The organism is Candidatus Kosakonia sp. 282A-S69 (genome assembly GCF_029433855.1).
Lineage (GTDB): Bacteria > Pseudomonadota > Gammaproteobacteria > Enterobacterales > Enterobacteriaceae > Kosakonia > Kosakonia cowanii_A.
In genome coordinates this window covers 67228-78977 of the sequence record NZ_JAROAU010000001.1, presented here as the reverse complement: position 1 = coordinate 78977, position 11750 = coordinate 67228, and the positions used below count along the sequence as shown (strand labels likewise).

General features: G+C 55.2%; 12 protein-coding genes. 6 read left to right on the top strand and 6 right to left on the bottom strand.

Annotation, left to right across the window (positions count from 1 at the left end):
• Positions 1-6: 6 nt before the first annotated feature.
• The gene (gene tcuC / locus PU683_RS00360; protein WP_277169591.1) at positions 7-1290 is read right to left on the bottom strand and encodes an MFS transporter; all 1284 of its coding nucleotides are present in this window, start codon (positions 1288-1290) and stop codon (positions 7-9) included.
• A gap of 373 nt (positions 1291-1663) precedes the next feature.
• Between tcuC and PU683_RS00355 the strand changes: the two genes are divergently transcribed.
• Positions 1664-2266, top strand: a complete 603-nt coding sequence (locus PU683_RS00355; RefSeq protein WP_277169590.1) for a hypothetical protein — start codon at positions 1664-1666, stop codon at positions 2264-2266.
• A 32-nt stretch (positions 2267-2298) separates the two neighbouring features.
• On the opposite strand, the gene PU683_RS00350 is transcribed toward PU683_RS00355, so the two are convergent.
• Genes PU683_RS00350 through PU683_RS00340 form a run of 3 tightly spaced genes read right to left on the bottom strand, consistent with a single transcriptional unit; the run spans position 2299 to position 3751 of the window.
• Positions 2299-2847, bottom strand: coding sequence for a GNAT family N-acetyltransferase (locus PU683_RS00350; RefSeq protein WP_277169589.1), 549 nt, complete (start codon positions 2845-2847; stop codon positions 2299-2301).
• Positions 2848-2856: 9 nt separating this feature from the next.
• Complete coding sequence (locus PU683_RS00345; protein ID WP_277169588.1) at positions 2857-3312, bottom strand: GNAT family N-acetyltransferase; 456 nt, start codon at positions 3310-3312, stop codon at positions 2857-2859.
• A 7-nt stretch (positions 3313-3319) separates the two neighbouring features.
• Positions 3320-3751 (bottom strand): GNAT family N-acetyltransferase, encoded by a 432-nt coding sequence (locus PU683_RS00340; RefSeq protein ID WP_277169587.1) that lies wholly within the window; start codon positions 3749-3751, stop codon positions 3320-3322.
• Between PU683_RS00340 and PU683_RS00335 the strand changes: the two genes are divergently transcribed.
• Positions 3750-3971, top strand: coding sequence for a hypothetical protein (locus PU683_RS00335; protein ID WP_277169586.1), 222 nt, complete (start codon positions 3750-3752; stop codon positions 3969-3971). The two genes, PU683_RS00340 and PU683_RS00335, sit on opposite strands and share 2 nt — an antisense overlap.
• 80 nt (positions 3972-4051) lie before the next feature.
• Positions 4052-4951, top strand: coding sequence for an ATP-grasp fold amidoligase family protein (locus PU683_RS00330; RefSeq protein WP_277169585.1), 900 nt, complete (start codon positions 4052-4054; stop codon positions 4949-4951).
• Here PU683_RS00330 and PU683_RS00325 read toward each other — a convergent pair.
• The gene (locus PU683_RS00325; RefSeq protein WP_277169584.1) at positions 4948-6021 is read right to left on the bottom strand and encodes an ATP-binding protein; all 1074 of its coding nucleotides are present in this window, start codon (positions 6019-6021) and stop codon (positions 4948-4950) included. The genes PU683_RS00330 and PU683_RS00325 overlap by 4 nt on opposite strands.
• Positions 6018-6722, bottom strand: coding sequence for a response regulator (locus tag PU683_RS00320; protein WP_277169583.1), 705 nt, complete (start codon positions 6720-6722; stop codon positions 6018-6020). The genes PU683_RS00325 and PU683_RS00320 overlap by 4 nt, the downstream gene beginning before the upstream one ends.
• Positions 6723-7059: 337 nt before the next feature.
• Between PU683_RS00320 and PU683_RS00315 the strand changes: the two genes are divergently transcribed.
• From PU683_RS00315 to PU683_RS00305, 3 genes are all read left to right on the top strand, one after another.
• A complete protein-coding gene (locus tag PU683_RS00315) occupies positions 7060-7449 on the top strand; it encodes a transporter (RefSeq protein ID WP_277169582.1) in 390 nt (129 codons plus the stop codon).
• Between the two features lie 142 nt (positions 7450-7591).
• On the top strand, positions 7592-8503 hold the full coding sequence (locus PU683_RS00310; protein WP_277169581.1) for an ABC transporter six-transmembrane domain-containing protein: 912 nt from the start codon (positions 7592-7594) through the stop codon (positions 8501-8503).
• A gap of 48 nt (positions 8504-8551) precedes the next feature.
• Positions 8552-11650: a multidrug efflux RND transporter permease subunit gene (locus tag PU683_RS00305; protein ID WP_277169580.1), complete on the top strand. Its 3099-nt coding sequence runs from the start codon at positions 8552-8554 to the stop codon at positions 11648-11650.
• Positions 11651-11750: the final 100 nt, after the last annotated feature.

The window sequence follows — 11750 nt, the reverse complement described above, 5'->3', positions numbered from 1 at the left end:
CTCTCCTTAACGTGCGGTTTGCAGGGTTAAGCTGCTGCGGCGGTACATATAGAGCGTGGCGAGCAGGGCGCAGATTGCCGCAAAACTCATCCAGTAGCCGGGGGAGGCTTTATCGCCTGAGTACTCAATCAGCGCGGTTGAGATCACCGGCGTAAAGCCGCCAAAGACCGCCGTTGCCAGGCTGTAGGCCAGTGAGAACCCGGCGACCCGCACTTCGGTAGGCATAATCTCCGTTAACGCCGGGATCATCGCACCGTTATAGAGACCATAGATAAACGAGAGCCACAGCAGCACCGTCAGCATCATGGTAAAGGTGGGGTTCTGCGCCAGCAGGCTGAGAGCCGGGTAGGCGGTGAATAGCGCCAGCAGGGTCATGGTCACCAGCACCGCTTTGCGGCCGAAGCGATCGGATAACGCCCCGCCAATCGGCAGCCAGATGAAGTTGGAGATAGCAACCAGCAGCGTGACCAGCAGGCTGTCTGAAGCGCTCAGCATCAGCACTTTTTTACCGAAGGTCGGCGCGTAAACGGTGATGAGGTAAAAAGCCGTAGTGGTCATTGCCACCATTAACATTCCGGCGATCACCACCGGCCAGTTCGCCAGCAGGGTTTTAAACACCTCGCGCATCGCCAGCTTTTTATGGCGAGCGCTAAACTCCTGGGTCTCTTCCAGCTTGCGGCGCAGGATAAAGATGAACGGCACAATCAGGCAGCCAAAAAGGAACGGCAGCCGCCAGCCCCACTCACGGATCGCCGACTCTTCCAGCACGGCGTTAAGGGCGAAGCCCATCGCGGCGGCGACCATAATGGCGACCTGCTGGCTGCCGGACTGCCAGCTGGTGTAAAACCCTTTGCGGCCCGGCGTGGCGATCTCGGCCAGGTAAACGGAGACCCCGCCCAGCTCGGCCCCGGCGGAAAAGCCCTGTAGTAAGCGGCCGCTCAGCACCAGTAGCGGTGCCCAGATACCGATGGTCTGGTAAGAGGGGATCAGCACAATCAGAAAGGTGCCTGCCGCCATGATCGACAGCGTGACGATAAGCCCTTTACGGCGACCCACTTTATCGATGTAGGCCCCAAGCACAATCGCACCGATAGGGCGCATTAAAAAGCCCGCGCCAAAGACCGCGAAGGTCATCATCAGCGAGGCAAACTCGCTGCTGGCCGGGAAGAAGTTATGCGCAATGTAGGTGGCATAAAAGCCGAAGAGAAAGAAGTCAAACTGCTCGAGAAAGTTGCCTGAGGTAACGCGCAGTATCGCGCTGGTTCGTGCCATAGGGGTCAATGTTTGCATGTCATCTCCAGTTATACAGGGACGCTTGTAACGCGCCTCTCTGAAGAGTGGATCAGGAAAAGTAGCTGAATAAGCGCATTAAACTCATCGGCTGATGCGTAACGCGCATTAATAGCTGTTAACATTTACATCGAATCATTTGCAACATGCTATTAACATGATTCCAGGCTTCAGTTGCTCTGTTTGCCAGAGCAAAAATTGCTCTTTCGATTCTGTGACGAGGCGCATAAACGCACAATCCTGGAAAAACCTATCAACCCTGGTAGGGCGGTGCGGTTGTCATCTTTGTGCGCGCTGCTATCTTAATGCCCATCGACATTGAACGTGGTGGAAGGCGCTCAATGGCTTACTTTTTCAGGAACAGGAGTTCAGGATGTTTAAGCGTTTAAGCGCGATTGTTTTCGTCTCGTTGATGGGGGCTTCTGCGGTGCAGGCGGAAGAGTTGCGTGCCGTTGATGTGACAAAATTTGACGTTGCTGGGGTGAAAACCGGCATGGATTACGATGAGGTCGTCAAGGCTATTACCACCCACTTCAACGTGCCCGCTTCTGCGCTGCAGGTAGATAAATACCCGCAAGATAACCTGGTCACCGGTAACAAGCAGCCGAAATTTGTCGGGTATGAAAAAGAGGGTGTGAAATTGCAGGTCTATTTCGAAGGCCGCGTTCCGGTGGATGCGAAACATCCGCTGGCAGCATCGATGATCACTTACGAGCTGCCGTGGTCGACTGTCAACAAAGAGGCAATGGAAAAAGCGGCGGTCGAGAAGTATGGCCCGGCATCAAATGCTCCTTATTCGACGCCGATGGTATGGTGCAAAGAGCCTGGCAAACAGGCCGGGATGGCGTGCTCTTCCACTACGCAACAAGCCGTGCTGAAACTTTCTAATACCTCTCTTGAACTGGACGATCCTGTCTGGAGAGAGGCGCGTATCAAATTTATGGACAGCAAACAGACCCGCACGCCGGGCTTCTGATGAGCGGAGAGGTGGCAGATCCGCCTCGCGTTTCAGGCTGAGGGATGGGGGGCGCTTTTCTGCCACTCATCCCTGCTCAGGGCGTAGAGCAGGCTTGGCGGCGCATTCTCAATATCCGCAATTTCGCGCACAAACTTCAGCCCGGCATTCTCCAGCACCTTGCGCGACGCCAGATGATTAGCGCGCACCACGCCGCAAATTTCCCCCATGTTGAGCGTTTCAAAACCATATCTCACCGCGTAAAGCGATAATTCGCTCGCCAGACCCTTGCCCCATGCGTCAGTGGCAAAGCGGTAACCTAAGTTGTTCATCGGGATATCAGCAAAGCTGCGCAGGCTCAGGCCACCAAAACCGATGATCTTCTCAGGCGCGTCGCGCAGTGCGATCGCCCAACTGCCGAAGCCGTGCTGCGTCCAGTGCGCCAGCCAGCGATCCAGCACCGTTTTTGTGTATGCAATATCGGGATAGGGCCCCGCCGGGTTAAAGGTGTTGGTCGCCGGATCGCCATAAATTGCGAACAGATCGCCAAGATCTTCCTGCGTAACAGGGCGCAGGCATAAGCGTGAGGTATAAGCGGGCAATGCGGCCTCCTAATGATCGTCTAACGATTTTGAGAGAACAATTAAGCCCTGATGCTCTTTAAAGCCGTTACGCTTGTAGAAATCATCTGAGGCATACCCTTTTTGCGTGTTGAGGATTATCGCATTCAGCCCTTCATCAAGGCAGCGCGCCTCAATAAAAGCCATCAGCTGCGTACCGATGCCCTTTCTTTGATACTCCGGGTGGATAAAGAACTCATCAATGTAATACTCCACGCCGCCGGGCCACGGTTTTTTAAAGCCGATGCTCACCGCAATGACATCATCGCCGCATTTGGCGATATAACCGCGGAAATAGTTATTCCCCAAATGCGTCTGAATAAACTCGACGATCGGTTGCGGCGACGGCCAGCTCTCATTCCACGGCGCTTGCTGATAGGTGCGACAGTAGAGCTGCGCGCAGGGGGCAATATGCGATTCGTTGAGTTCCTGCAACGTAATATCCATTTTTGCCTCAGCGCGCTGCATTCAGGTTTAACTTAATCAGATAGTGGCGCTCCATCCCCTCTTCGGGATAATCCGGCAGGCTGAATTTCAGTTCGTAACCCTGTTTAAGGTAAAAGGGCAGCGCCTGAAAACTGACGGTATCCACCTGCGCGTGCCGGCAGCCCATACGCTCTGCTTGCTCTTCCGCCGTGCGGATAAGCTCGCTGCCAAGCCGGGCGCCTCGCGCTTCTTCGCTAACCCATAAAAAATCGATGCACAGCCATAGCCCTTTTTGCGTACCGATTAACCCACCGATCATCGCGCCCGCCTCGTTACGGCTGTAGATGCCGACCTGGCCCCAGCCAGAGCCATCAATAAACTGCTGGTTATAGCGGCGTAAGCCGCTCAGCAGCTCCTCTTTGTCCTGCTCCGTTACCTGGGTGGCGATCTCAAGGGCCATGGTTGTTCCTTATCATTTTTTATTATCAGGGGGGATTTTTATCATCTGTGCGATGGAGCCGCGCGTGCCCTTCGAGAGTAAAGAACTTTGCCTCACCCTTCAAATGCCCCGCGCCGCCAATTCTGGTAGCCCGGTTTGGGCGTTCAGCGATACAGAGTTTATTACCGGAAAAAAGAGAGCGGCTGAATTATTCAATACGGCGAGAATGGTTGTTCATTGACCTCCATTTTCCCTCCATAATTCGCGCAATATCGCGCAATAAAACCTGTTCAAAATCTTCATTGTTCTCAGGAGGGGGCAATGAACAGACTCGACTATTTCCGTAAATACATCTCTTATTTAGCGAAAAAAGTGACGGCTTACGCCGTGGCAGACAGCCATTTTCACGCCAGCAGGCTGAAAAGAATTTCCGGACGCGAGCATGATTTGCGCCACCCGGTGACGCTCAGCGAAAAGATTTGCCACCGCATGCTTTACGATCGTAACCCACTCTACACCCTGTTAGCCGATAAGCTGGCGGTGCGTGACTATGTCCATGAGCGCACCGATCAATTACGTATCGTGCCGCTGCTGGGGGTTTATCATCGGGTCGAGGATATCGACTTCAACAGCCTGCCGCAGCGCTTTGTTCTGAAGTGTAATCACGACAGCGGCAGCGCGGTGGTCTGTCTGGATAAGGATCAGCTTAACGTTGGCGCAGCCATTAATAAGCTGGGGCTGGCACTGAAAAAGAATATGTATTACTCCACCCGCGAGTGGCAGTACAAAGATATTGCGCCCGTTATTCTGTGCGAGAAATATATCGACGTCTTTACCCGCGGTAATAAAGACCAAACGCCGGAGATGCTACGGCTCCACTGTTTTCACGGTGTCGCCGAGGTGATTGAGGCTGATTTTACCGATGAAACCGGTAATGGTTATATCAATGTCTATAACCGCGCATGGCAGTTACAGCCCTATCAGATGGAGTATCCCAACACGCCTGGCGCGATCCCCGAGCCTGAATTACTGCAACAGGCGATCGGCGCTTCGGAGCGGTTAGCCAAAGGGATCGATTACTGCCGCATCGATCTGATGCCGTCGGAAGAGGGGATCTATTTTAGTGAAATCACCCTCAGCCCGCGCCGGGGAAAATTGAAGATCGTCCCGGCCGAGTGGGATGCCCGGCTGGGTGAGATGTGGCGCCTCAACTTAACTTAGCGCGTTGTGTGTAACGGCCAGCTCAGCTTGAAGAGTGAATGGCGGTTGGCTGTCAGGGTGTAGGTCACATCGCCACCGTGGGCAAGCATAATCGCTTTCACCACCGACAGGCCCAGCCCGCAACCCTCCGGGTGCACCTCGCGCGCGTCGGCTCCGCGCTGAAAAGGCTGAAACAGGAATTTATGCAGCGCTTCAGGAATGCCGGGGCCGTGATCCTGCACCAGCACATACACCTCTTTATCGGTAACGCCATTTTTGATCACCACGGTTTTCGAGGTGGCATATTTGATGGCGTTATCGAACAGCACCGTCAGACACTGAATAATGCGCAGCGGATCGCACACGCACGCCTGAGGGCGTAACTCAGCGATCACGTTGACGTGATGGCGCGCGAACTCCAGCGAGAAGGCGTCAATCGCGCTCTGCAACGTGGCTTCTAAATCGACCTCCTCAAGGGTTAAAGAAAATTGCGCCGCGCCGGAGGAGCTCACCACCCGCATATCCTCAATCAGGTTGGTTAAGCCTTCAGTCTGTTTTAGCAGGTTGGCAAAAAGCGCCGGGTCGGCGTCGAACACGCCATCGACCAGCCCCTGCAGCCTGCCGCGCAGGATCGTCACCGGCGTGCGCAGCTCATGGGCAATCGCCGCGTTCCACGATTTCCGCTGCGCCTCAAGGGTTTGCAATTTTTCCGCCATGGTATTGAAGTCATTAACGAGGTTATTGACCTCGCCAAGATGGGAACTGGAGCAGGCGGCGCGCGCGCCGAGATCGCCCTCGGCAATGCGCCGCAGGCTGGTGGCAACCGAGGTTAAAGGGCGCAGGATTTTTGATGACAGCCTGACCGCGAAAAAGAGCGAGATGGCGAGCGACGTGACGGTGACCATCAGGATCCACGCCCAGTCGACAATCGTCATCTGCTCCTCATTGCCAATTTCCGCACCGCCAGGGATGTAATCGATCAGGAAGGCATAGAAGAGATAAGAGCCGATAATCGCAATGGCAATCACAATCAGCGTCAGCGAGATCATAAACCACAGGATCTGCCGATCCAGCGTCTGCTGGCGGCTCATTTCATCTGCCCCAGCCGGTAGCCCATACCGCGAATGCTCTCCGGCATCCCCTTCAGGCCGCACTGCTCCAGCTTTTTGCGCAGCTTACTCATGTGACTGTCGACCGTGCGATCCAGCGTGTCGCCCTCCGGCAGGCAGGCATTAAGCAGCTCTTCGCGGGAGCAGACTTTGCGCGGATTTTTCGCCAGGTGCGCCAGCAGCTTAAACTCGGTGGTGGTCAGCAGCGGGGTGACCGTTTCGCCATCAACGTGCACCTCGACATAAAACTCGTCGGGATAGACCGTCACATGCTGGGTGCGAATCGGTTTATCGCAAGGCGGCACGCCGCCCGCTTTGGTGCGGCGCAGCACGGCTTCGATTCGCGCCACCACTTCTGAGGGGTTGAAGGGCTTCACCACGTAATCATCCGCGCCGAGCCGCAGCCCCATCAACTTATCAATGTCCTGATCCAGTGCGGTAACCATAATAACCGGTACCGTGCTCTCTTTACGCACTGCGCTCAGGACGCTCCAGCCATCCTGAATGGGCAATTGAATATCAAGTAAAACCAGATCGGGTTTATGCAGGAAGCAGAGGCTAATCGCCTGCTCGCCGTCTGCCGCGCGCAGCGTGCGCATTCCGGCGCGCTGGATGTAGCTTTGCAGAATATCGGCGATTTCATCATCATCTTCAGCAACCAGAATAAGGTGCTTATTGTCCATCTTCTCTCCCGCGACCGTTGACGATGCCACTGCTTATTGATTTAGGTTTATCTGAATGAAACACGGTGGTGTCCTGCCAGCAATTTGCCAGAGTCAGACCAGACCATACGGCAAAAGTTGCATGCAGTAATACGCTCTTTCTCAATGCCCCATCAGTCCCGATTAAAAAGAGTCGATCCACACACTCTCCACATTCACGTTAAAAAATGTACACGCAGCGGGATAACAATTATCGCTCACTCTTCTGCCACTGGCGCAAACGGCCATTATGTGCTGCCTCACATGCACATGAAATATCGCGGCTGCCGGGCAGCGTTTATTCATCAGGAATGAAGCAATGATGAAATTAGATATAAAACCCAGCCCTGAGATGATTCGCACACTGGTTGTTTTTCTGCTGGTCTGCTGGGGCCTGCTCTATCTGTGGCTGCTGTTAATACACCATCTCGGTGAGAGGGTGGCGCTGACGCTGCTCGCCTCGCCATTGCTCTATATCAACCTCTGCGCCTGCACGCTTTTATTAGTGTTGCAGCAGAAAACCGGTGTTTTGCAGGAGTTAGCCCTGATCTTTCTCATCATCGCCTCACTCTTTATTAGCCTGATTGTTATCTTTAACGGCTTACGCTATCGCGTACCGACGATTTACGATCTCACTTTCTATTATGAGTGCTTTCTGACCGCCTTTTTTGGCGTGCTTCCGCTGTTTCTGCTGGTCCGGCGATTCTGAGCTTCTCCCGCTCTCCACACAGGCTCCATCAACTGTGCATTAAGGCTAAACAGATAAACCTTATGATCGTTGATTAACCAGGCGAGCAGTGCAAATAACCAACTTAATGTCGCCTGAACCTCCGGGAATGATTATTAAAACCATGAATTCGAAAAATAACGCCCTTACCGTACCGCCATCGGGTGTTACCGCCATGCTTAAACAGCTGGCGGTTCGCCATCGCAAAAAACTCTGCCTCACCTTTCTGTTAGTGATTGCCGAGAATGTGACCTATCTGCTCTATCCGGTGCTGGCCGGGATTGCTATCAACGCCATTGTGGCAGGAGAGACACTGCAGGCGGCGATGTATGGAGTGATGATCCTCTTTATATGGCTGCTTGGCGCGGCAAGGCGTTGCGTCGATACGCGTACTTTTGCCCGTATCTATGCAGGGCTCGCCGTCTCCGTTGTGATGGCGCAGCGTAAATATCAGCTGAATCACTCCACCATTGCCGCGCGCGTGACGCTCTCGCGCGAGTATGTGGATTTCTTTGAGATGCATCTGCCGATGCTGATTACCTCCCTGATATCGTTATTCGGCGCGGCGATTATGCTGCTGCTGATCGAGTTTTGGGCCGGCATGATTTGTGTTGCGATTGTGCTTTTTCTCGCCTGTTTCCTGCGGGGGTATGCCGGTAAAAACGAGCAGCTCTTTAAACGGCTAAATAACCGTCTGGAGAAGGAGGTGGATTATGTTCACCACGCTGCGCATGGCTCGCTGAGACGTCACTACTCAACGCTTGCGAAACTGCGCATCGCCTTGTCAGACCGCGAAGCGATGGGGTACCTCTCTATCGGTGCGCTTGTCACCTTATTGTTCACTTTCACCATTCTTGGTATGGCCTCGACGAAAGGGATCAATGCCGGGCATATCTACTCCGTGATGACCTATATGTGGATGTTCGCCACCAGCCTTGATGATGGCCCGCAGCTTCTGGAGAAGTTTTCGCAGCTTAGCGATATCGGTAAACGGGTCTCCACTGACGAAGGGGTGAAGAGCACGCCTCTTATTTGAGCCTACACATCTTTTTATTGCCGCTATTTGCCAGACGGAATTTATCCCATGCCGCACTTTTTTATTGCACGCCCCGTTTTTGCCTGGGTCATTGCGCTATTTATTATCCTCGGTGGGCTGCTCGCCATTCCAAAGCTGCCCGTATCACAATATACGGCGGTGGCGCCGCCGGGCGTGATTATCTCCGTCACCTTTCCCGGCGCGACGCCGGAGATGATGAACACTTCGGTTATTTCGCTGATTGAGCGCGAGATCTCCGGCGTCGATAACATTCTCTATTTTGAGGCCACCAGCGATACGAGCGGAACGGCGTCGATCACCGTGACCTTTAAACCGGGCACCGATGTGAAGCTTGCGCAGATCGATCTGCAAAACCAGATCAAAATTGTTGAGCCACGGCTGCCGCAGGTGGTGCGGCAAAACGGTATCAGCATCGATGCGGCGGAGACCGGCTTTTTGATGATGGTCGGGCTAAAATCGACGACCGGAAAATATCAGGAGGCCGATCTCAGCGACTACTTCGCCCGCAATGTGACCGATGAGCTGCGTCGTCTTCCCGGCGTCGGCAAGGTGCAACTCTTTGGCGGCGAGAAGGCGATGCGTATCTGGCTCGATCCGCTCAAGATGCACAGCTACCAGCTCTCTGTCAGCGATGTCACCACGGCAATTGCTCAGCAAAACGTGCTGGTCTCGCCGGGCCGCGTGGGGGATGAGCCTGCGCTGGCGGGGCAGCGTGTCACCTATCCGCTGACCGTCAAAGGCCAGCTCTCCTCCATTGAGGAGTTTCGCAATATTACGCTGAAGTCGAACACCACCGGCGCCCGTTTACGGCTGGCGGATATCGCGCGTGTGGAGAGCGGCTTGCAGAGCTACGCCTTTGGTATCCGCGAGAATGGCGTGCCGGCAACGGCTGCGGCGATCCAGCTCGCCACCGGGGCGAATGCCATTAACACCGCGGCGGCGGTGCAGCAGCGGCTGGCGGAGCTGAAAAGCGTGCTGCCGGAAGGGATGGTCTTCACAGTGCCATTTGATACGGCACCCTTTGTAAAACTCTCCATCTACAAGGTGGTGCAGACCTTTATCGAAGCGATGGTGCTGGTCTTCCTGGTGATGCTGCTCTTCCTGCACAAAATACGGTGTACGCTCATCCCGGCGATTGTCGCGCCTATTGCGCTGCTCGGCACCTTTACCGTGATGCTGCTGAGCGGGTACTCCATCAATATTCTCACGATGTTTGGCATGGTGCTGGCGATTGGCATCATCGTCGATGACGCGATTGTCGTGGTGGAAAATGTCGAGCGGCTGATGGAGGAGCAGGGGATGACGCCTGCAGACGCCACCCGCCGGGCGATGCGCGAAATCACCCCGGCGATTATCGGCATTACACTGGTGTTGACCGCGGTGTTTATCCCGATGGGCTTCGCCAGCGGCTCCGTTGGCCTGATCTACCGGCAATTCGCCATTGCGATGGCGGTATCGATCCTCTTTTCTGCCTTTCTGGCACTCACCCTGACGCCTGCGCTCTGTGCGACAGTGCTGAAACCCCATTCCGGTGCTGCGCGCGGCTTTTCCGCCCGCTTTAACCGCGCGTTTAATGGACTTTCATCGCGCTATGAATCGGGACTTTTATGGGTGTTGATGCGCAGCGGCCGTATGCTGCTGATCTACGCGGCACTCTGCATCGCGCTGTTTGCCGGTTTGGTTGCGCTGCCATCCTCCTTTTTGCCCGAAGAGGATCAGGGTTACTTTATGTCCTCCATTCAGCTTCCCTCCGACGCCACCATGCAGCGCACCACGGAGGTGGTGGAGCAGTTTGAGCAGGCGCTGGCCGATCGTCCGGATATCGACAGCAACCTGATGATCCTCGGATTTGGTTTCTCAGGCTCCGGGCAGAACTCGGCGATGGCCTTCACCACCTTAAAAGGGTGGCAGCAGCGCCACGGCGCGACGGCGCAGAGCGAAGCCGATCTTATCCAGCAAAAGATGGCGTCCGTACCGGGTGCGATGACCATGAGCCTGTTGCCGCCTGCTATCTCCGATATGGGCACCTCATCCGGGTTTACCTTTTATATTCAGGATCGGGCCGGGAAGGGGTACAGCGCGCTGAAACAGGCGGCGGATACGCTGGTGGAGAGGGCGAATGAAAGCGGCGCGCTCTCGGATGTCTATATTGACGGTTTGCCGCAGGGCACCTCGATTTCACTGACCATTGACCGCGAGAAAGCCGAGGCGATGGGCGTCTCGTTTGAGGAGATTAACCAGGCGATCTCCGTTGCCTCCGGCTCGAATTATGTGAATGACTACACGCAGAACGGCCGCTTACAGCAAGTGATTGTGCAGGCCGATGCCGCATATCGGATGCAGCCGGAAACACTGCTCAACATCCCCCTGAAAAACAGAAGCGGTGAGATGGTTTTACTCTCAAGTGTGGTCAGCGCGACATGGACCCAGTCGCCACAGCAGCTCAACCGTTATCAGGGCTACCCGGCAATACGCATTACCGGCAGCGCCGCGCCGGGACACTCGAGCGGCACCGGGATGACGACCATGGAGCAGCTGGCACGCGCATTGCCAGAGGGGTTTGCCGGCGAGTGGGCGGGCAGTTCGCTCCAGGAGAAAGCCTCTGCCGCGCAGCTGCCGGGGCTGATTGCACTCTCGGTGCTGGTGGTGTTTCTGGTCCTTGCCGCGCTGTATGAGAGCTGGTCGATCCCCTTTGCGGTGATGCTGGTGGTGCCGCTTGGGCTCATCGGTGCGCTTGTCGCGGTGATCGTCGCTGGCATGAGCAATGATGTCTTTTTCAAAGTCGGACTGATCACGCTGATTGGCCTGTCGGCGAAAAACGCCATTCTGATTATTGAGTTTGCCCGCCAGCTGCGGCTGCAGGGTAAAAGCACGCTTGAAGCGACGCTGCTGGCATCGCGGCAACGGCTGCGCCCCATTTTGATGACGTCGCTTGCCTTCACCCTCGGCGTGGTGCCGTTGATGATTGCCCGCGGAGCCAGCGCAAGCACGCAGCATGCGATTGGCACCGGGGTGTTTGGCGGCATGATCAGCGCCACCCTGTTGTCGCTATTTTTTGTGCCGGTCTTTTTTGTGGTCATCATGCGGCTTTGCGAGTGGGCTAAGCGCAGGACAAAAGAGGCGTGAGAAGAGATCGGCTGTCTTTCGTTCTGCAACCGGCTTATGTTTGTCATTCGGGCGCAGCACGCTTGCGCGTTGGACGCCTGAAGGCCACTGATAAAGGATG